The sequence below is a fragment of the Geodermatophilus sp. URMC 62 genome (assembly GCF_052931475.1).
Genome location: NZ_JBRFHY010000001.1, coordinates 3,788,810 through 3,808,919, shown reverse-complemented (window position 1 = coordinate 3,808,919; position 20,110 = coordinate 3,788,810). Strand labels below are relative to the sequence as shown.

The following is a 20,110-nucleotide window of genomic DNA, read 5'->3' as shown; positions in this document are numbered from 1 at the left end:
GTCGAACACGCGTTCGACCCGGCACACCCGATCGGGCGACGGGCGGGAACTCAGTCGTGGCGGCGCTTGAGCCAGAACTGCTCGAAGCCCCAGGTGCCGGCACCGCTGGAGTGGTAGCTGACCAGCTCCCAGCCCTCGCTGCCGAGCCGGTTGAGCACCGAGCTGGTGTCGCCCTGCTGCCGTTCCAGCGTGCCGCCGGGGAGCTTGACGCTCACCCCCGCGCGCTGGGACTCGGCGTCGTTGGCGGTGATGACCGAGGCGTACTCCCAGGTGGTCACGGGGCCCACCGTAGCCGGGACGGCCGCCGCCCTCGCTCAGTCGGGGGGACCGAGGCGCACCCACGGGGAGGCGACCCGCCGGCTGACCGGGTCGTAGGCGAAGACGCTGCCCTCGCCCGGCTGGCCCAGGCGCCGGTCGGCCGGGACGCCGAGCAGCGCGCACAGCAGCAGGGTGCCCACGCCGCCGTGGCAGACCAGCGCGACGTCGCCGTCCGCGCCGGCCACCGCACGCCCGGCCGCGGCGACCACCCGGGCCTGCGCGCGCTCCTCGCTGCGCCCGCTCTCCTCCGGGTGCTCGCGGAGCCCCGCGTCGACGGCCACGCGCAGCCCGACGGACGCGGCCAGCGGCGCCGCCGTCTCCACCGCCGTGCGCTCGGGACTGGCCACCACCCGGGCCAGCCGCGGGACCCACGGCTGGGCCAGCAGGTGGCGCAGCCGGTCGCGGCCGGCGTCGGACAGGGCCCACTGCGGAGCCGGCACCTCGGGCTCGACGCGGACCTCGGGGTGGGTGACGACGTGGACCAGCACCCCGCACTCCTACCGTGCCGGGCTCCGGCGTGGGGACCCGTGCGGAACGGGTTCAGCCGGACGGGGTCAGCAGCGCCACGCACTCGACGTGCGCGGTCATCGGGAAGGCGGCGAAGCCGCGCAGCGCCGTCAGCCGGTACCCGGCCGCGCGGAGGGCCGCGACGTCACGCCCCAGGGACGCGGGGTCGCAGGCCACGTAGACGAGGGCGCGGGCCCCGGTGCCGGCCAGCACCCGGCTCACCGCCGGGCCGGCGCCGGCGCGCGGCGGGTCGAGCACGACGACGTCCGGCGCGCTCCCGAGCTCCTCGAGCAGCCCGGCCAGCCCCTCGGCGTCCACCTCGCCCTGCCACACCTCGGCCTGCGGCAGGCCGGCGAGGTTGGCCTCGGCGGCGGCGCACGCCGCGGCGTCGGCCTCCACGCACACCACCCGGCCGGACTCCCCCACCGCCGGTGCCAGTGCGCCGCCGAAGAGCCCGGCGCCGGCGTACAGGTCGAGCACCCTCTCCCCGGGGCGCGCGCCGGCGGCGTCGGTCACGGCCGCTCCCAGCACGTCGGCGGCGGCCTCGTGCACCTGCCAGAAGCCGGTGCCCTCGACCTCCCAGTCGCGCCCGGCGGCCCGCCGGGCGGCCCGGCCGGTGGGGGCGGCCGCGGCGTCCTCCCCGGGCTGCCGCACCCGGGTCGACGTCGGCACGCCGCGGCGGTCCAGCCGCGTGGTGGTGACCGCGCCGGTGGAGTCCACGGCGACGTCGACCGCGCCGGCGCCCGGCCAGCGGCGGGAGAGCACGGCGCGGGCGGCGGCCTCCACCGTGATCGGGCAGTCGTCGAGGACGACGACGTCGTGCGAGCGGTGCCGCCGCAGCCCGGGCGCCCCGGTCCCGTCGACCGCGAACCGGGTCCGCGAGCGCCAGCGCAGCGGCCCGCCGGGCAGCTCCTCGACGACGAGGTCGCGGACGACGGGGTCCTGGGCGTCCAGCCCGCCGAGCCGGGTCAGCTGCTCACGGACGACGTCCGCGGCGAGCCGGCGCTGCCCCTGCGGGGAGACGTGCTGCCAGTCGCAGCCCCCGCAGCGCCCCGGGCCGCTGTACGGGCAGGGCCGCTCGACCCGGTCGGGCGCGGCCTCGAGCACCTCGATCGCGTCGGCCCGGCACCAGCCGGGCTGGCGGTCCTCGGTGACCCGCGCGACCACCCGCTCCCCCGGCAGCGCGTGCCGCACGAAGACCACCCGGCCCTCGGCACGGGCCACGCAGTGCCCGCCGTGCGCCACCGGACCCACGGTCACCTCGAACTCCCGACCGACCCAGCCCAGCCCCCGGTCCGGCCTCCCCGCAGGCTCTCCGGCCCCGTCCCGAGGCTCGCCCCGAGCTCGCGAGGGGTGAGGAGGACGGGGCCCTTCGACGTCAGCCATAGGGCGTGACCTCGACCTGGTCGTCGGTCAGCCCGCGGCGCAGGTCACCGGGCATGGGGCCCGCGCGCCGGTCGTCGTCACCGCGGCCGACCGAGCTCTCCAGCTGCCACGGCACCGTGGTGATCATGACGCCGGGCTGGAACTGCAGCCGGGCGCGCAGCCGCAGCGCGCTCTGGTTGTGCAGGACGTTCTCCCACCAGTGCCCGACGACGTACTGCGGCACGAAGACGATGACGAGCTCGCGCGGGCTCGTGCGGCGGATGGTCTTGACGAAGTCGACCACCGGCCGGGTGATCTCCCGGTACGGGGACTCGAGCACGGTCAGCGGCACCGGGATGTCGTAGCGCTCCCAGTCGGCCTGCAGGGCCCGGGTCTCCTCGTCGTCGACGTTGACCGTCAGGGCCGTGAGCGCATCGGGCCGGGTCGCCCGCGCGAAGGCCAGCGCCCGCAGCGTCGGCTTGTGCACCTTCGACGCCAGCACGATCGCGTGCACCTTGCTCGGCAGCATCCGGGCGTCGCTGTCGGGCCGCAGCTGCTCGGACACGTGCGAGTAGTGCTTGTTGATCGCCCGCATGAGCACGAAGAGGATCGGCATCACCAGCAGGACGAGGTACGCGCCGCGGGTGAACTTGGTGATGACGATGACCACCAGGACCGCGGAGGTCATCGTGCCGCCGATGGCGTTGATGACCTGGGAGCGGCGCATCCGCCGCTTGTCGACCGGGTCGTTGGACAGCCGGATCTCGCGGTTCCAGTGCCGGACCATGCCCCACTGGCCGATCGAGAAGCTGGTGAAGACCCCGACGATGTACATCTGGATCAGCCGGTTGGGATCGGCGTCGAAGGCCAGGATGAGCAGCACCGCGAAGCCGGCCAGCAGCAGGATGCCGTTGCTGTAGACGAGCTTGTCACCGCGGGTGTGCAGCTGCCGCGGGAGGAAGCGGTCCTGCGCGAGCACCGAGCCCAGCAGCGGGAACCCGTTGAAGGCGGTGTTGGCGGCCAGGATGAGGACCAGCGCGGTGGCCGCCTGGATGTAGAAGAACCCGATCGAGGTGTCCCCGCCGAAGGTGGCGGCGGCCAGCTGCGCGATGACCGTGCGCTGCGGCTCGGTCTCGCAGTTGCCCGGGAACCCGACCAGGTCGCAGGTGTTCTCCGTGTACCGGACGTCGGCGAGCAGGGCCAGCGCGGTGACCCCGGCGAACATCGTGGCGGCGATCCCGCCCATGAGCACCAGCGTCGTCGCGGCGTTGCGCGACTTCGGCGGCCGGAACGCCGGCACGCCGTTGGCGATGGCCTCCACGCCGGTCAGCGCGGTGCAGCCGGAGGCGAAGGCGCGCAGCGCGAAGAAGACGAGGGCCAGACCACCCAGGTCGCCGTAGCCGTCCTCCGGCAGGATCGTCCAGGCCGCGCTCTCGGCGCGGACCGGGGCGTCGGTGAGGAAGTCCCGGACGAGCCCGGTGCCGATCATGACGATGATCCCGGCGACGAACAGGTACGTCGGGACGGCGAAGGTCTTGCCGGACTCCCGCAGCCCGCGCAGGTTGGCCGCCGCCAGCAGGGCGATCAGGCCGACGGCGATGAGCACGCGGTGCTGGTTGAGCGTCGGGAACGCCGAGATGATGTTGTCGGTGCCCGAGGAGACCGACACCGCCACGGTGAGCACGTAGTCGACGAGCAGCGCGCTCGCGACGGTGAGCCCGGCGAACTGGCCGTGGTTCTTCATCGCGACCTCGTAGTCGCCGCCGCCCGAGGGGTAGGCGTGCACCACCTGGCGGTAGGACAGCACCACGGTCGCCAGCAGCAGGACGACGACGACGGCCAGCCACGGCGCCAGGAAGAGGAACGCCGTCCCCGCGAGGGTGAGGACGATGAGGATCTCCTGGGTGGCGTAGGCCACCGAGGAGAGCGGGTCGCTGGCGAAGATCGGCAGCGCGAGGGACTTCGGGAGCAGGGACTCCCCGGACCGGTCGCTGCGGACCGGCCGGCCCAGCACGAGCCGCTTGGGGAGTTGTCCGAGGTCGGACAGGCTTGGCACGGCGGCGATGGTACGGACGCCGGAGCCCCGGTGCGGCGCCGCGCCGACACGTCCTCCCGGCGGGTGTGTGGTCTCCCGCACGCCGCCCGGACCGGCGGCCGGCGGGTGTAGCTTCGCGCCCGGTACGCGGGCGGGAGGCGCCCGCACCGACGACCCGGGGAGCGCACGTGCACGTGGTCGTGATGGGCTGCGGCCGTGTCGGCTCGGCCATCGCCCGACGGCTGGAGCAGATCGGCCACAGCGTGGCGGTGATCGACCAGGACCCGGAGGCCTTCCGCCGGCTGGGCCCGGAGTTCAGCGGCCGCCAGGTGACCGGCCTGGGCTTCGACCGCCAGACGCTGCTCGACGCCGGCGTCGACGCCGCCGGGGCGTTCGCCGCGGTGAGCAGCGGCGACAACTCCAACATCATCGCTGCCCGGGTGGCCCGGGAGACCTTCGGCGTCCAGCACGTCGTCGCCCGCATCTACGACTCCAAGCGCGCCGAGGTCTACGAGCGCATGGGCATCCCCAGCGTCGCGACCGTCCCCTGGACGGTGAACCGCCTGCTGCGCGAGCTGCTGTCGGTGAAGGTCAGCGAGATCTGGCGCGAGCCCACCGGCACGGTGCTGCTCATGCGCGTGACCGTCACCGACGGCTGGGTGGGCCGGCGGCTGGCCGAGCTGGAGGCCGCCTCCGGCGCCCGCGCCGCCTGGCTGGTCCGCTTCGGCGACGCGCTGCTCCCCACGTCCAACACGGTGCTGCAGGACGGCGACCAGCTCGTCGTCGCCGCCACCGACGAGATCTCCGACCGCGTGCGCCGGGCGGTCGAGCACCCCGAGGGGGGCAGGGTCTGATGCGGGTGGCCATCGTGGGCGCCGGCGCCGTCGGCCGCTCCATCGCCGGGGAGCTGCTCTCCAACGGGCACACCGTGATGCTCATCGAGAAGGACGGCCGCAAGGTGCGCACCCGCGCGGTGCCCGGCGCCGAGTGGGTGCAGGCCGACGCCTGCGAGGTCTCCTCCCTCGAGGAGGCCCAGCTGGCCACCTGCGACGTCGTGGTGGCGGCCACCGGCGACGACAAGGCCAACCTGGTCGTCTCGCTGCTGGCCAAGACCGAGTTCGCGGTCAACCGCGTCGTGGCCCGGGTCAAGGACCCGCGCAACGAGTGGCTCTACACCGAGGCGTGGGGCGTCGACGTCGCCGTCTCCACCCCGCGGGTGCTCGCCGCGCTGGTCGAGGAGGCGGTGACCGTCGGCGACGTCGTCCGGCTGATGAGCTTCCGCAAGGGCGCGGCCAACCTGGTGGAGATCACCCTCGCCGAGAACACCCCCTGGGCCGGCCGCCCCCTGCGCGACGTCCCCCTGCCGCGCGAGACGGTGCTCACCGCGCTGCTGCGCGGCGACCGGGTCATCACGCCCAGCCCCGACGAGCCGCTCGAGGTCGGCGACGAGCTGCTGTTCGTCGCTCACGCCGACGTCGAGGAGCAGCTGCAGCAGGTCCTCTCCCCCACCGCGCGCTAGGAGGACCTCCTGCCGCCCCCGGGGAGGCTCAGGCGGCGCCGGCGTCGGTCGCCACCCGGTGGCGGTGCAGGCGGGCGACCACCCACAGCGTGACGGCCAGCGCGACGCCGGTGACCGGCAGCCCGAGGACTAGTGAGGCGACGCCGAGCAGCCCCTCCTCGTCGGCCAGGTACAGCGGTGTCTGCACCGCGACCCGCAGCAGGAACGTCAGCGCCCACAGCACCGTCAGCCAGCCGTAGGCGCGCACCACCCGCGGGTCGTCGCGCCAGTGCCGCTCGGGCTGGGGGTCGGCCGGCCGGGGCCCCGGCGGCGCGGGCGGGGGCTGGTGGTGCAGCCGGGCGCGCGCGGTGCCGACCCGCCGGCGCAGGCCCGGCAGCGTGTGCGAGGCCATGGAGCCCAGGTGGCTCGGCGCGAGGAACTCCGCGGCCACGCCCACCAGCGGCCAGCGGACCGGCACCGACCCCAGCAGGACGACGCCGATGACGGCGTTGCGGATGATCCCCGGCACGAAGTAGTTGCGGGCCTGGCCGGAGGCCGCGGCGATGGCCACCGCGACCGCCACGCCGAACAGGCCGCTGAAGGCCTGCTGCACGCTCTCCCGGCGGGCCAGCCGGAACAGCAGCACGAGGACAGCGGCGCCCAGGGCGCACCAGACGCCGGTGCGCAGGCCGCCGACCGCGTTGGCGACGATGAAGGCCACGGTCGGCAGCGAGGCGTCGACCATCCCGCGCCAGCCGCCGAGCTGCTCGAGCACCAGGTGCCGGTCGAAGGTCAGGCCGCGGCCGTCGGGCTCCCCCGGTGGCTGTCCTGCGGCCCGCCGGCCGTCGTCGTCGGCCGGCGACGTCACCCCGCGCTCAGCTCGTACCAGGGGTTGTAGACGACCTTGCGGCCGTCGAACTGGGCGAAGCGTCCCCGCGCGGTCAGCGTGCGGCCCGGCTCGATGCCGGGGATGCGGCGGCGGCCCAGCCACACGAGGGTGACCGACCCTGAGCCGTCGAACAGCTCGGCCTCGAGGGTGGGGACGGTCTCGCGGGGGGTGTAGACGACCGACCTGAGCCTGCCGGTGACCGTGACCACCTCGCCCTTGCGGCAGTGGCTCACCGGCTCGCAGCCGGCGCGGTCGGCCTCGGCGCGCAGCTCCTGCGCGTCGATCGTGGAGTCGTCGGCGGTCAGCCGCTGCAGCGTGCGCGCGAGCCAGCCGCCGGGACGCGTCTGTGTCACGACCCCAGCGTAGTGCGGTCCCGGCGCCGGTCGCGGCGCCGCTCCAGCCAGTCGCGGACCGCCGTCCAGGCCTCCCCCGCCGGGTCGATGGGCACGCGGTGGCCGCCCGGGACGGTGTGCACCGCCACCCGGTCGCCGGCGGCGGTCGCGGCCGCGGCGTAGCGCCCGCTCTGCTCGGGCGGGACGACGTCGTCGTCCGTCCCGTGCACGCACAGGACGTCGGCGCCGGTGGGCAGCAGCCGCACCGGGTCGGCGAGGGCGTAGCGGTCGGGCACGCCGGCGGGCTCGCCGCCGAGGAACTCCTGCACCGCCCGCCGGCCGAGCCGCTGCTCCGCGGCGCGCCGCAGGTCCAGCACGCCGGCCTGCAGCACCGCGGCGGTCACCCGCACCCGGGGTGCGGCGCCCGGGGCGCCGGCGGGCAGCCGGTCCCGGGCGGCGGCCCAGGCGGCGAGGTGACCGCCGGCGGAGTGGCCGACGACCGTGACGTCGGCGAGGTCGAGGCGGCCAGCGGCGTCCCCCGCCGACCCGGCGCCGGGCAACGCGTCGAGGGCCGCGGCGACGTCCTCCACCGTGGCCGGCCACCCGCCCCCGGCACCGACCCGGCGGTACTCGACGGCGACGGCGGCGAAGCCCGCCGCGGCGAGGTCGGCGGCCAGCGGCCGGGCGAGCTCGACGCCGTGGGCGGCCCGCCAGAAGCCACCGTGCAGCACGACGACGACCGGTGCCGGCGCGGACCCCGCGGGCAGGGTGAGCTCGAGGAACTGGTCGGGGTGCGGGCCGTAGGCGGTGACCAGCGGGGCGCTCACGCGGTCGGGTCCGGTGCCGTCACGCGGTCGGCCCGGCCGCGTGCCGGCCGCCCTGCTGCCCGCCGGCCGCGTGCCGGCCGCCGCCCTGCTGCTGGCGGGCCAGCTGCGCGGCGGCCTGGGGCGGCAGGGCGAGCGGCAGCTGCTCGCGCACCGGCATCGGCTCGCTGCCCCGGACGACGACGACCTGACGGAAGACGTCCTCCAGGACGGCGGCGGCCTCGGGGCTCTCGGCGGCCGGGCCGCTGATCATGCCGCGGAGGAACCAGCGCGGGCCGTCGACGCCGAGGAAGCGCGCGGCGCGCCGCACCGGCTGGGGCGCCGGGCCGCCCGGCGGGGCCGGCGGGGTGACGACGACGGAGCCGGCGAGCTCGGTGCCGAAGGGGCCCTCGACCTCCCGCAGCCGGCCGCCCTGACCGGAGGCGCCGCGGGCCAGCTCGGCGCGGACGTCGTCCCAGATGCCGGCGGCGCGGGGGGCGGCGAAAGCGGACAGCTGCAGCAGCGAGTCCCCGTACCGCAGCGTCGCGCCGATGACCTTCTGCTGCTGGTTCACGTCGACCCGCAGCTCCGTGCCGGGGACGGCGGGCAGCCGCAGGGCCCCGAGGTCCACGCGGGTGGTGCCGTCGTCGGGCGCGTCGGCCTCGTCGTAGGGACCGGTGGTCTCGTCGACCTCCCGCTCCCGGTGCTGCGGCTCCGGCGGGACGCCGCGCTCGCGCAGGCTGCGGTCGATCCGGTTGCGCCGTCGTCCCAAGGGCATCTCAGGCCTCCTGTCCGGCCGCGCCGCCTGCGGGCCCGGCGCCCGTGGAGCCGTGACCGGCCTCCCCGCGGACGCTGGCGGGCAGCTCGTCGACGGGGACGAAGCGGGCCCGCACCACCGGCTGGACGACGAGCTGGGCCACGCGGTCGCCGCGGCGCAGGGTCAGCGGTGTGGTCGGGTCGAGGTTGACCAGGTTGACCTTGATCTCCCCGCGGTAGCCGGCGTCGATGGTGCCGGGGGCGTTGACCAGGCTCAGCCCGTGCCGGGCGGCCAGGCCCGAGCGGGGGTGCACGAACCCGGCGTAGCCCTCCGGGATGGCCACCGCCACGCCCGTGCCGACCAGGGCCCGCTGCAGTGGCGCGAGCTCCACGTCCTCGGTGACGGTGAGGTCGGCGCCGGCGTCGCCGGGGAGGGCGTAGCGCGGGAGCGGAGCCCCCTCGGTGACCAGCCGCACGGGGACGTCGAGCCCGCCCGGCTCGGGCGCGGGGGGCAGGGGGTCGACCACGACGGCGACCCTATAAGGGCCCCCGTGCCCCCCACCGCTCGCACGCTCGCGGCGGGGCCCTGCACGGGGGCCGTTCCAGCACGTCACCAGGCCCGGGACGGGGCCGGGTCCCCGCCTCAGCGGGAGGAGCGGCGCAGGTCGGCCCGCACCCGCCGGGCGAGGTTCTCGGTGGCCTTGAGGTTGCCCCGCCCGCCGAGCGCGGCACCGACCAGCAGCGGTGCCGCCGAGCCCACGTTGCGCGCCAGCCGGCGGGTGAGCCGGCGGCGCAGGGCCCGCAGCCCGGCGGTGCTCACGAGCGCGCCGAGCCCCTGCTCCGTGCTGCCGTCGACGGCGCGCTGCTGGGTCCAGCTGGCCAGGTAGGCGGTGGCGCGCTCGGCGGCGTCGCCGCGGGCCGGCCGGCCGGCGAGCTCGTGCAGCTCGCCGAGCATCACCACCTCGACGGCGGCGACCAGCAGCGTCTCGGCGCCGAGCTCGAGCGGGAGGGCCACCAGCGACGGCGGGGCGAGCCACTGCGCGGCCGACAGGCCCCCCGTGGCCGCTCCGACGGCCGCCGTCAACCGGGACGCCCGGGTCACCAGCGCGTCGGCGATCTCCTCGTCGGACCGGCCGGGGTGGGCGGCCCGCAGCCGTGCTGCGTCGCGGATGGGCAGCCGCGGTGCCGCGGCCGCGAGCAGGTCGCCGAGGACCGTGCCCGGCGTCCGGCCGGACCCCTCGCCGTCCGCCCGGGGAGCGGCCGGCTGCTCGCCGCGCCGGCCCACCGCCGCGGCGACGGCCCCGATGACGTCAGCGAGGGTCCCGGCCGCCGAGCGGCGGGTCCCGTCGGCCGCCGCGGGCCCGGTGTCCTCGGCGCCGCCGAGCAGGCCGGCCACGGCGTCGGCGACGGCACGGGCCGCCCGGCCCAGGCCGCTGTCCTCGGTCGTCCAGGCCGAGGCGCCCGCGGTCGCGCCGGCCGGCCCCCCGCCGGCGGACGTGACCCGCTGGACGGGCCGCGGCGGCGGCACGTCCCGCGGCGCGGCCGTCCGCTCCCCGTGCTCGCTCATCGCCCGACCTCCCGGTGACGTGCTGGAACGGCCCCCGTGCAGGGTCCCGCCGCGAGGGTGCGAGCGGTGGGGGGCACGGGGGTCCTTGTTCAGGCCGCGCAGTCGCGGCAGTACATCTGGTCGCCACGGGTGGCGGCCAGCCGGCTGCGGTGCTGCACGAGGAAGCAGCGCGAGCAGGTGAACTCGTCCTCCTGCTTGGGCAGCACGCGGACGGTGAGCTCCTCGTTGGACAGGTCCGCGCCGGGCAGCTCGAGGCTCTCGTTGAAGTCGGTCTCGTCGACGTCGACCGAGGCGGACTGCGCCTCGGCCCGCCGGGCCTTGAGCTCCTCGAGCGAGTCCTCGCCGAGCTCGTCGGCCTCGTTGCGGCGCGGGGCGTCGTAGTCGGTGGCCATGGGGTGTGCCCCTCCTCCGGGGTTGTCGCAGGCGGACGTCGTCCGCCTCGTCCGGCGGCGTCGGGGGACGCCGCCGACCTGGCCGGCCGCCGGGGCGGCCGCTGGTCCTGGGACCGGCGCCCGCCGCCGTCCGGCTCGCGGTCAGCCGGCCCGGTGCGGGACCGGCAGCCCCCCAACGCCGTGCGACCCCGGTTTGTGCCCGCCCGCGCGCGGGGGACACATCGACCCGCGGAAGGGGTCTGGGACGGGGCCGGACGGGCCGGTCGGGAGGCGGAGTGCCGGAGGTTACCCTGCGGCCCGTGTCCAGTCCCGTGGGTGCTGACCCCGCCGTCGTCGGTCCGTATCTCGCCTCCGTCCTCGGGGACGGGCGCTGGCGGGAGGTGGGCGTCGAGCTCATTGCCGCGGGCATGTCGAACCTCACGTACGTGGTCACGCCGGCCGGGGGCAGCGCCGACGACGCGGTGATCCTGCGCCGGCCGCCGACGGGCGCGGTCCTGGCCACGGCGCACGACATGGCGCGCGAGCACAAGGTCATCAGCGCTCTCGGGCCGACCGCCGTCCCGGTGCCCCGGACCCTGCACCTGTGCACCGACACCTCCGTGCTCGGGGCGCCCTTCTACGTCATGGAGCGGGTGGTCGGCCTGCACGTGGTCGACCGGATCCCGGCCGGCTACGCCGACGAGCCGGCCCAGCGCCGGGCGATCGGCGAGGGTCTGGTCGACGTCCTGGCCGACCTGCACGCCGTCGACCCCGACGCGGTGGGGCTGGGCGACTTCGGCCGGCCGGAGGGCTTCATGGCCCGGCAGGTGAGCCGCTGGACGAAGCAGTGGGACGCCACCCGCGACCGCGACCGCCCCGGCCTCGACGCCCTGGCGGCGCGGCTGGCCGAGACCGTGCCGGCGACCCAGCGCACCGGGATCGTCCACGGCGACTACCGGCTGGACAACTGCCTGCTCGACCCGGACCGCCCCGGCGGCATCCGCGCGGTCCTGGACTGGGAGATGTCGACCCTCGGCGACCCGCTGGCCGACCTGGGGATGCTGTACGTCTACTGGCCGCAGGCCGGTGAGGGCAGCGTCGCCGGGCAGAGCACGGTGACCGCGCTCGAGGGCTTCCCGACCCGCGCCGAGGTCGCCGCGCGCTACGCCGAGCGCAGTGGCCTCGACCTCGCCCACCTCAACTGGTACGTGGGTTTCGCCTTCTTCAAGTTCGCCGCGATCGTCGCCGGGATCGTCGCCCGGTCGGCCGCCGGCGCCATGGCCGGGAAGGACACCGCCGGTTACGCCGACCGCATCGACCCGTGCGTCGAGCGCGGACGCGCCGCGCTCGACGACGGTCTGCTCTGAGGTGCGCGGCCGACCGTAGGATCCGCGCGACCCGCCCAGGCGTGCCGGGTCCCCGCCGAGGAGGACGACCGTGAGCGCGAGCACCGACAGCCCCCCGGCGCGTCCCCGGCGGGACCGGCGCCCGGTGCCGCCGCTGGTCTTCCTGCTCGTGCTCGCCCTCGTCGCGCTGGGGGTGTGGTGGAAGGTGCTGGCCGACGCCGGTGCCCGCGAGGACGCCACCGAGGCCGCCTGCGCGACCGCCGCCGGGGCGCCGCCGTCCCTGGACCCCTCGACGCTGTCGGTGCGCGTCTACAACGCCACCGACACCGCCGGGCTGGCGCAGACGGTGGCCTCGGAGCTGCAGGCCCGCGGCTTCGTGGTGGACGAGGTCGCCAACGACCCCACCGACCGTGAGGTCACCGGGCCCGGCGAGATCCGCCACGGCCCCCGCGGCGCCGACGCGGCGGCCTACCTGGCGCTGTTCCTCCCCGGCGCCGGCGACCAGCTCGACACCCGCGCCACCGCGCAGGTCGACCTGGTGATCGGGCCGGAGTTCGACCGGCTGGCCTCCTCCGAGGAGGTCGCGGCGACCCTCACCCCCATCGCCAGCGCCGAGGCCGCCTGTTGACGGACCCCGCTGCCCCCCACCGCTCGCAGGCTCGCGGCGGGCCGCTACGGCGAGGGCTCAGTGGAGGCGGGCGAGGAGGGCGAGGAACGGCTCGGCCACCGTCTCGGGGACGGCGACGGCCATCGGCTCGGCGAACGGCCGGCCGGGCAGTCCGGTGACCACCAGGCCCGCCTCGGCGGCGACCAGGGCGCCGGCGGCGTGGTCCCAGGGCTTGAGGTCGAGCTCGTAGTAGGCGTCCACCCGCCCGGCCGCGGCCGCGCACAGGTCGAGCGAGGCGCAGCCGTGGCGGCGGATGTCGCGCACCTCGGGCAGCAGCTCGGCGACCACGGCGCCCTGGGCGCGGCGCTGCTCCACCCGGTAGCCGAAGCCGGTGGCCACCAGGGTCTGCCCGAGGGAGTCCGGCCGGTTGCCCGTCAGGCGCACCGGCCCCGGCTCGGCCGGCGTGGAGAGGTGCGCACCGCCGCCGGCCGTGGCGGTGAACAGCTCCCCGGTGGGCACGTCGAGCACCGCACCGGCGACGGTGGTGCCGTCGACCTGGGCGGCGATCGAGACGGCGTAGCCGCGCAGCCCGTAGAGGAAGTTGACCGTGCCGTCGATCGGGTCGACGACCCAGCGCACCCCGCTGCCGCCCGTGCGGTCGGCGCCCTCCTCGCCGAGCAGGCCGTCGTCGGGACGCGCCTGCAGCAGCCGGGCGGTGATGAGCCGTTCGCTGGCGGTGTCGACCGCGGTGACGACGTCGGTGGGGCTGGACTTGACGTCGACCCGGGCGGCCGCCGACCCGCGCTCCCGGGTGACCAGCTCCGCCGCCTCCCGGGCGGTGGCGACGGCGAGGTCGAGCAGCTCGGCGGGCGAGGGCGCACTCACGCGGGCGATCCTGCCCCAGCGCCCGACCGCCGTGCGGCGTGGGTCACTAGGGTGACCGCCGTGCAGGGCTTCGGCGTGGACATCGGTGGCAGCGGCATCAAGGGGTGCCTGGTCGACCTCGCGCAGGGCGAGCTGGTGGGCGAGCGGCTGCGGGTGGAGACGCCGCAGCCGTCGACCCCGGAGGCCGTCTACGCGGTGGTCGCCGGGATCGTCGACTCCTTCGGCTGGACCGGCCGGATCGGCGTCACCTACCCCGGTGTCATGAAGAAGGGGGTCGCGCACACCGCGGCCAACATGGACAAGGCCTGGATCGGCACCGACGTCGACGCCGGGATGACCGCGCTGGTCCCCGGCACCGTGGAGACGATCAACGACGCCGACGCCGCCGGGCTGGCCGAGATGCGCTACGGCGCCGGCCGCGACACGCGGGGCGTCGTCCTCATGCTGACCTTCGGCACCGGCATCGGCAGCGCGCTGTTCGTCGACGGGCACCTGGTGCCCAACACCGAGTTCGGCCACATCCAGGTCGACGGCCACGACGGTGAGAAGAAGGCCTCGGCCGCCGCCAAGGACCGCGAGGAACTCAGCTACCCGCACTGGGCCAAGCGCGTCGACCGCTACCTCGACGTCCTCGAGAACGGGCTGTGGCCGGACCTGATCATCGTCGGCGGCGGCGTGAGCAAGAAGGCGCACAAGTGGGTGCCGCTGCTGACGACGCGCACCCCGGTGGTCCCGGCACAGCTGCAGAACGACGCGGGCATCGTCGGGGCCGCCCTGACCGCCGCCGAGCGCATCGACCACTAGAAGGACCCCTCTGCCCCCCAGGCCTCGCACGCTCGGCCCGGGCCCCTGCAGAGGGGCCGGCGCGGCTGGTCCTGTCACCCGGAGCGTGGTGACCCCTCGGAGTGACCGGTTGACCTGGGGTGGTGTAGGGCCCCCTCCGGGCGAGCAGGACCGTCGGGGACGGTGGTCACACCGCGCTCCGTCGCTACAATGGAGGAGCCCCAGCCCGTCGCCAGCCAGCCGGGAGTAATCCCCCGCCCGCGCCGCGGTCAAACACCGCGCCGCTCCGGCGGCCCTCCTCGCTCCACGGTCACGGCCGGGACCGCTACCCGGGAGCTCCACCCGCTCCCGGGGAACGCACCGAGCACGGGAAGGAACCTGAGTGCCCGCCGACAAGTCAGCACCGGACACCGCCGGAGCGAGCACCCCCCGCTCCAGGACGGTCGCCGCCGGTCCCCGGGCCTCCCGGACCAGCGCCCCCGTCGGGGTCGCCTCCGATGTGTCCGCCGCGAAGCCGGTGCGCAAGAAGGCCCCGGCCAAGGGCGCCCGCACCAAGCCGAGCATCGCCCCCTCCCCCGGCACCGGCGAGGGCACCGTGCTGACCGCCGTCGCCTCCGAGGACTCCGCCGTCGCCGTGGTCGACGCCGGTGCCGAGGGCCTGACGCTCGACGAGACCGTCGTCGCCGGTCCCGACGGCGCCGAGGCCCCCGAGGCCGCCGCCGCCGAGGAGGGCACCGAGGGCGGCGACTTCGAGTGGGACGACGAGGAGGAGTCCGAGGCGCTGCGACAGGCCCGCAAGGACGCCGAGCTCACCGCCTCGGCCGACTCCGTCCGCGCCTACCTCAAGCAGATCGGCAAGGTCGCGCTGCTCAACGCCGAGGAGGAGGTCGACCTCGCCAAGCGCATCGAGGCCGGGCTCTACGGCGCCGAGCGGCTGCGCCAGGCCGAGGAGGAGGGCATCAAGCTCTCCCCGCAGATGCGCCGCGACCTCAACTGGATCGTCCGCGACGGCGAGCGCGCCAAGAACCACCTGCTGGAGGCCAACCTGCGCCTGGTGGTCTCCCTCGCCAAGCGCTACACCGGCCGCGGCATGGCGTTCCTGGATCTCATCCAGGAGGGCAACCTCGGCCTGATCCGCGCGGTGGAGAAGTTCGACTACACCAAGGGCTACAAGTTCTCCACCTACGCCACCTGGTGGATCCGGCAGGCGATCACCCGCGCCATGGCCGACCAGGCCCGCACCATCCGCATCCCGGTGCACATGGTCGAGGTCATCAACAAGCTCGGCCGCATCCAGCGCGAGCTGCTCCAGGACCTCGGGCGCGAGCCCACCCCGGAGGAGCTCGCCAAGGAGATGGACATCACCCCGGACAAGGTGCTGGAGATCCAGCAGTACGCCCGGGAGCCCATCAGCCTCGACCAGACCATCGGCGACGAGGGCGACAGCCAGCTCGGTGACTTCATCGAGGACTCCGAGGCGGTCGTGGCCGTCGACGCGGTCAGCTTCACCCTCATGCAGGACCAGCTGACCAGCGTGCTGCAGACCCTGTCGGAGCGGGAGGCCGGCGTCGTCCGGCTGCGGTTCGGTCTCACCGACGGCCAGCCGCGCACGCTCGACGAGATCGGCCAGGTCTACGGGGTCACCCGGGAGCGGATCCGGCAGATCGAGTCCAAGACGATGTCGAAGCTGCGCCACCCCAGCCGGTCGCAGGTCCTGCGCGACTACCTCGACTGAGGGACCTCCTCGCCCCCGGCGCGGAGGCCGCCCCAGCGCGTCACGACCGCCCCCGACCCACCTGCGCGGGTCGGGGGCGGTCGCGCGTTCCCCCGGGGTGGCGGGTCAGACCCACGGGCGGGCAGCCCCCACCGTCCGCAGCGGGGTGGGACACGTGACGCCGACCCGTTCGAGGGCCTGCGGCACCGGTCGGTCGGGTCCCGCCCGGGTCCCCGCCGCAGCTGGTGGCTGCTGCTGGCCGTCGTCCTGCCGGTCGTCACCGTGCTCGTCTCGCAGCAGGCGCTGGCCCCTGCGCCGCTGACACCGGTCTCCTCCTCGTTCTCCACCAGTCCCCCGCGGGGTGCTCCTGTCGGGTCCCCCGGGATCGGCAAGACCCTGCTGGCGTGCGCGACCTGTTCGACCAGGCCGAGCAGGTGGCGCCGGCGATCGTCGTCATCGACGAGCTCGACGCCATCGGCCGTGCCCGCGGCGGCGGGCAGTCCCTCGGTGGCCACGACGAGCGCGAGCAGACGCTCAACCAGGTCCTCACCGAGATGGACGGGTTCACCGGCAGCGAGGGTGTCGTCGTGCCGGCCGCCACGAACCGCCCGGAGGTCCCCGACCCCGCGCTCCTGCGGCGGGCCGGTTCGACCGCCGGGTCACCGTCAGCCCACCCGGCCTCGCCGGCCGGCGGGCGATTCTCGAGGTGCACGCCCGCGACCTCCCCTCGCCCCGGACGTCGACCCCGAGACGGTCGCGGCCAGCACCCCGGCATGGTCGGTGCCGACCTGGCCGACCTGCTCGACGAGGCCGCCCTGCTCGCCGCGCGACGCGAGCGGGAGCAGGTGCGGCCGCCCGACCTGCAGGACGCTCTGGACGCCACCGTCGGCCCGGTGACGGTGCTGCCCGCGCCCCGGCAGGAGACGCCGTTCGATGAGGAGACCGCCTCGCCGGGCACCCGGCCGCTCGTCGACGAGGAGGTCCGGCGCCTGGTCGAGCGGTGCTCCGCCGAGGCCGTCGAGGTCCTGCGCGGACACCGGGTGCAGCTCGACGCGCTCGCCGCCCGGCTGCTCGAGGCCGAGACCGAGGACGAGGACGAGGACGAGGACGAGGACGAGGCGTACGCGGCCGCCGGCGTCCCCCGCGGACCGGCCGTCGGCACCCGGGCCGGCGAGGAGGTCCAGCACGAGGATCCACCGCAGATCGCGGTGCCTCCGGTGCCGGCCGCGGGCCGGGCCTGACCAGCTCGCCGCCGTCCGGCCGATCGCCGGTCGGGTCCCGACCGGGTCGGTGCGGGGCGCCGTCGTGGCGATCGAGTGTCGCTCCGGTCGCGGGGAGGTCACGATCTCACCCTCCGGAGCGGCCCGGGCGGTGTACGACGGCAGTGGCCGGGTAGACGGCGTAGCGTGGAGGACGTCGAGAACAGCAGCGGACCCACGGCCGGAAGCCACCCGGCGAACGGAACGACCAGCACCACCGAGACAGACCGGCACCACCAGTGACGTCCCTGCTGATCCCGCCAGTCCCAGCGGTCACCGGCTCACCAACCCCGGGCGAGTCCGCCGCAGTGACCGGAGCAACGGGAACACAGGGGTCCATCCTGGCGCTGTGCAGGAGGCCGATCCGCAGCCGCGGGTCCGTGCGGTAGAGAGCGAGTGATGACCCAGATGACCCAGACGCTGACGACGACCCCCGCCGCCGACGACCTGGTCGTGCCCTTCCACTGCGACCGGTGCGGCGCACTGGCCAAGGTGCGTGTCGTGCTCGCCAGCGGCAGCGACCTCGTCTTCTGCGGGCACCACGCCCGTGAGTACGAGGGCAAGCTCCGCGACATCGCCGTCGACATCATCGAGACCGACGGCGAGGAGCGCCTCGCTCACTGAGAGAGGCGCTATCGTCGCGGTCAGCGATGAAGCCCTCACCCGACGCCGCCGCCGGCACTCCCGTCCCACCTGAGGTGGACGGGGGGCCGGCGGCTCCGTCGTTCCCGGGGTCTCCCGGTCGACGGCGACCGGAGGACCCCCCGATGCCGCAGTCCCCAGCACCCCACGACACCGCCGAGGCCCCCTCCCCCGAGGCCACCCGCGGCGCCGTCCCCACCGCCGACACGCCGGCGCCCGCCGAGGACGGCGGGCTCTCCGACGACACGCGCCCGGTCCCCCGCGACCGCGGCCCGCTCGGCCCCGACGCGCCGCCTCCGCGCGCGGCACCGCGGACCGCCGCACCCGCGCCGACCCCCTCGGCGGACGCCGTCCCCGCGCCCGCCGACCCGGTCCACGACACCGTCGTCCTCGGCGACCCCGTCCCGGCCGCGCCGCCGGCCGCAGCGGTCCCCGCGGGCGCCGATCCCGCGACCGACACCGGCCCCGTCGACGGCCCCGTCGACGGCTCCGACGACGGCTCGGAGTACGGCTCCGGCGACGGCCCGGCCGGTCCGCCCGCCGCCGGGAGTGCGTCCCGCCGACCCTGGTGGCGCCGTCCCGCCGTGCTGGCCCCGGTGGGGCTGGTCGCCCTGCTCGGTGCCGCCTACGGCGTCGACCTGCTCGTCGCCGGGGATGGCGTGCCCCGCAACACCGTGGTGGCCGGCGTCGACATCGGCGGGCTGTCCCCCGCGGCCGCCGCGCAGCGCCTCGAGGAGCAGCTGGCGCCGCGGGTGACCGCCGACCACGTCGTCGTCGCCGACGACGTCGAGGCGACGCTCTCCCCGGCGACCGCCGGCATCACCCTCGACGTCGAGCGCACGGTCGACGCCGCCGACGACCAGCCGCTCGCCCCCTGGACGCGCCTCGCCTCGCTGTTCGGCGAGCGCGCCGTGGCCCCGGTCATCACCGGCGAGGACACCGCGCTGACCGCCCAGGTCGACACGATCGCCACGCAGGTCGACCGGGTCCCGGTCGACGCCACGGTCGCCCTCGCGGGCACCACGCCCAGCCTGGTGGAGCCGGTGGACGGGCGGACCCTGGACCGCGAGGGCGCCGCCGAGGCGATCACCGACGCGCTGGCCGCGGGCGGGGACCCGGAGACGCCGATCGAGCTGCCGGTCGACGTCGTCCCGGTCCGCGTCGCCACCGAGGAGGCGCAGCGGGTCCTCGACGAGACGGTCACCCCGGCGCTGGCCGCCCCGGTCACGGTGACCAGCCAGGACGGCGCCACCTCGGTGGAGATCCCGGCCGAGGCGATCGCCGCCTCGCTCACCTTCACCCCCGAGGACAGCGGCGAGCTGACCGTCGCCGTCGACCCGGCCGCGCTGCAGACGGCGATGGGCGAGGGCTTCACCGCCTTCGGCACCCCCGCCGAGGACGCGCGCTTCGAGATCAGCGGCGGCGCCGTCACGGTCGTCCCGTCGGTCGACGGCACCGGCGTCGACCCCCAGGCCCTGTCCACCCAGCTGCTCGACGTGCTCCCCGACCCCGCGCCGCGCACGGTGGTCGCGCAGCTCGGTGCGGTCCCGGCGGAGCTGACCACCGAGGAGGCCCAGGCGCTGGGCATCCGCGAGGAGGTCAGCTCGTTCACGACCAGCACCGGCAACAGCGCCAGCGGGACCAACATCCGCGTCGTGGCCGAGGAGGTCGACGGCGCCCTGGTGCTGCCGGGCGAGACCTTCAGCCTCAACACCCACACCGGCCCGCGGGGCACGGCCCAGGGCTACGTGCCGGCCAACGTCATCAGCGGCGGAGAGCTCTCGACCGCCGTCGGCGGCGGGATCAGCCAGTTCGCCACGACGATGTTCAACGCGGTCTTCTTCGCCGGCCTCGAGGACGTCTACCACAAGCCGCACAGCTTCTACATCAGCCGCTACCCGGCCGGCCGGGAGGCGACGGTCTACGAGGGCCAGATCGACCTGCAGTGGCGCAACGACACCGACACCGGCATCTACGTGGACACCTCGTGGACGCCGGCGGCCTCCGGCGGGTCCATCACGGTCACCTTCTACGGGACCCGGTACTACGAGGTCGAGGCGATCGAGGGGGCGCGGCGCAACGTCCGCCAGCCCGCGGTCCAGGAGAAGGCCGACGACGGCAACTGCATCCCGCAGGGCGGCGCGCAGGGCTTCGACGTCACCGTGACCCGGGTGTTCCGCGACCTGCAGTCCGGTGCGGAGGTCCGGCGGGAGGCGTTCGACACCTCCTACGCCGCCGAGGCGGTCATCCGCTGCGTCGCGCCGCAGCCCGACCCGGCCGCACCGGCTCCCGCGCCGGAGAGCACGGCCCCGCCGGCGGCGCCGTCCGCCCCGGGACGCCGGCCGCACCCCCGCCGCACCCGCTGAGGCCCGCCCGCGGGGGTGACGCGCCCGCGCCGGATCGCCGCCGGCCCGGCGGGCACCCGGTCCGGGC

21 protein-coding genes are annotated in these 20,110 nt (G+C 76.1%); 9 read left to right on the top strand and 12 right to left on the bottom strand.

Annotated elements, in window-relative coordinates; genetic code table 11:
* Window positions 1–50: 50 nt before the first annotated feature.
* From ACU616_RS18530 to ACU616_RS18515, 4 genes are all read right to left on the bottom strand, one after another.
* Complete coding sequence (locus ACU616_RS18530; RefSeq protein ID WP_446759887.1) at window positions 51–278, bottom strand: DUF4177 domain-containing protein; 228 nt, start codon at window positions 276–278, stop codon at window positions 51–53.
* Between the two features lie 36 nt (window positions 279–314).
* Window positions 315–806 (bottom strand): histidine phosphatase family protein, encoded by a 492-nt coding sequence (locus ACU616_RS18525; RefSeq protein ID WP_446759886.1) that lies wholly within the window; start codon window positions 804–806, stop codon window positions 315–317.
* Window positions 807–858: 52 nt separating this feature from the next.
* Complete coding sequence (locus ACU616_RS18520) at window positions 859–2,085, bottom strand: class I SAM-dependent RNA methyltransferase (protein WP_446759885.1); 1,227 nt, start codon at window positions 2,083–2,085, stop codon at window positions 859–861.
* A gap of 118 nt (window positions 2,086–2,203) precedes the next feature.
* Entirely contained in the window at window positions 2,204–4,246 is a 2,043-nt protein-coding gene (locus ACU616_RS18515; protein ID WP_446759884.1) for an APC family permease, read from the bottom strand.
* Window positions 4,247–4,413: 167 nt separating this feature from the next.
* Here ACU616_RS18515 and ACU616_RS18510 point away from each other — a divergent pair, with 167 nt between their 5' ends.
* Together ACU616_RS18510 and ACU616_RS18505 are read left to right on the top strand one after the other, a co-directional pair.
* A complete protein-coding gene (locus ACU616_RS18510) occupies window positions 4,414–5,079 on the top strand; it encodes a potassium channel family protein (protein WP_446759883.1) in 666 nt (221 codons plus the stop codon).
* Window positions 5,079–5,744: a potassium channel family protein gene (locus ACU616_RS18505; protein WP_446759882.1), complete on the top strand. Its 666-nt coding sequence runs from the start codon at window positions 5,079–5,081 to the stop codon at window positions 5,742–5,744. Before ACU616_RS18510 ends, ACU616_RS18505 begins: the two co-directional genes overlap by 1 nt.
* A 28-nt stretch (window positions 5,745–5,772) precedes the next feature.
* On the opposite strand, the gene ACU616_RS18500 is transcribed toward ACU616_RS18505, so the two are convergent.
* The 7 genes from ACU616_RS18500 to ACU616_RS18470 all read right to left on the bottom strand — a co-directional run bounded on the left by ACU616_RS18500 (window position 5,773) and on the right by ACU616_RS18470 (window position 10,462).
* Complete coding sequence (locus ACU616_RS18500; RefSeq protein ID WP_446759881.1) at window positions 5,773–6,591, bottom strand: DUF3159 domain-containing protein; 819 nt, start codon at window positions 6,589–6,591, stop codon at window positions 5,773–5,775.
* Window positions 6,588–6,965, bottom strand: coding sequence for an OB-fold nucleic acid binding domain-containing protein (locus tag ACU616_RS18495; protein WP_446759880.1), 378 nt, complete (start codon window positions 6,963–6,965; stop codon window positions 6,588–6,590). Before ACU616_RS18495 ends, ACU616_RS18500 begins: the two co-directional genes overlap by 4 nt.
* Window positions 6,962–7,771: an alpha/beta hydrolase family protein gene (locus ACU616_RS18490; protein ID WP_446759879.1), complete on the bottom strand. Its 810-nt coding sequence runs from the start codon at window positions 7,769–7,771 to the stop codon at window positions 6,962–6,964. The genes ACU616_RS18495 and ACU616_RS18490 overlap by 4 nt, the downstream gene beginning before the upstream one ends.
* A 19-nt stretch (window positions 7,772–7,790) precedes the next feature.
* On the bottom strand, window positions 7,791–8,525 hold the full coding sequence (locus ACU616_RS18485) for a DUF3710 domain-containing protein (RefSeq protein WP_446759878.1): 735 nt from the start codon (window positions 8,523–8,525) through the stop codon (window positions 7,791–7,793).
* 1 nt (window position 8,526) lies between these two features.
* Window positions 8,527–9,030 (bottom strand): dUTP diphosphatase, encoded by a 504-nt coding sequence (gene dut, locus ACU616_RS18480; protein WP_446759877.1) that lies wholly within the window; start codon window positions 9,028–9,030, stop codon window positions 8,527–8,529.
* A 116-nt stretch (window positions 9,031–9,146) separates the two neighbouring features.
* The gene (locus tag ACU616_RS18475; protein WP_446759876.1) at window positions 9,147–10,070 is read right to left on the bottom strand and encodes a hypothetical protein; all 924 of its coding nucleotides are present in this window, start codon (window positions 10,068–10,070) and stop codon (window positions 9,147–9,149) included.
* Window positions 10,071–10,159: 89 nt separating this feature from the next.
* Window positions 10,160–10,462, bottom strand: coding sequence for a DUF4193 domain-containing protein (locus ACU616_RS18470; protein ID WP_204693870.1), 303 nt, complete (start codon window positions 10,460–10,462; stop codon window positions 10,160–10,162).
* Between the two features lie 299 nt (window positions 10,463–10,761).
* On the opposite strand from ACU616_RS18470, the gene ACU616_RS18465 reads away from it, so the two are divergent.
* Both ACU616_RS18465 and ACU616_RS18460 read left to right on the top strand, forming a co-directional pair.
* Window positions 10,762–11,808 (top strand): phosphotransferase family protein, encoded by a 1,047-nt coding sequence (locus ACU616_RS18465; protein WP_446759875.1) that lies wholly within the window; start codon window positions 10,762–10,764, stop codon window positions 11,806–11,808.
* 70 nt (window positions 11,809–11,878) lie between these two features.
* The gene (locus tag ACU616_RS18460) at window positions 11,879–12,415 is read left to right on the top strand and encodes a LytR C-terminal domain-containing protein (protein WP_446759874.1); all 537 of its coding nucleotides are present in this window, start codon (window positions 11,879–11,881) and stop codon (window positions 12,413–12,415) included.
* A gap of 57 nt (window positions 12,416–12,472) precedes the next feature.
* Here the strand turns inward: ACU616_RS18460 and ACU616_RS18455 are convergent, their stop codons facing one another.
* Complete coding sequence (locus ACU616_RS18455; protein WP_446759873.1) at window positions 12,473–13,279, bottom strand: inositol monophosphatase family protein; 807 nt, start codon at window positions 13,277–13,279, stop codon at window positions 12,473–12,475.
* A 51-nt stretch (window positions 13,280–13,330) separates the two neighbouring features.
* Here ACU616_RS18455 and ppgK point away from each other — a divergent pair, with 51 nt between their 5' ends.
* From ppgK to ACU616_RS18430, 5 genes are all read left to right on the top strand, one after another.
* Window positions 13,331–14,083 (top strand): polyphosphate--glucose phosphotransferase, encoded by a 753-nt coding sequence (gene ppgK / locus ACU616_RS18450; RefSeq protein ID WP_446759872.1) that lies wholly within the window; start codon window positions 13,331–13,333, stop codon window positions 14,081–14,083.
* Between the two features lie 478 nt (window positions 14,084–14,561).
* The gene (locus tag ACU616_RS18445; RefSeq protein WP_446759871.1) at window positions 14,562–15,797 is read left to right on the top strand and encodes an RNA polymerase sigma factor; all 1,236 of its coding nucleotides are present in this window, start codon (window positions 14,562–14,564) and stop codon (window positions 15,795–15,797) included.
* Window positions 15,798–16,180: 383 nt separating this feature from the next.
* Complete coding sequence (locus ACU616_RS18440; RefSeq protein WP_446759870.1) at window positions 16,181–17,017, top strand: AAA family ATPase; 837 nt, start codon at window positions 16,181–16,183, stop codon at window positions 17,015–17,017.
* A 417-nt stretch (window positions 17,018–17,434) separates the two neighbouring features.
* Entirely contained in the window at window positions 17,435–17,659 is a 225-nt protein-coding gene (locus tag ACU616_RS18435) for a DUF7455 domain-containing protein (RefSeq protein WP_446759869.1), read from the top strand.
* A gap of 143 nt (window positions 17,660–17,802) precedes the next feature.
* Window positions 17,803–20,043: a VanW family protein gene (locus ACU616_RS18430; RefSeq protein ID WP_446759868.1), complete on the top strand. Its 2,241-nt coding sequence runs from the start codon at window positions 17,803–17,805 to the stop codon at window positions 20,041–20,043.
* Window positions 20,044–20,110: the final 67 nt, after the last annotated feature.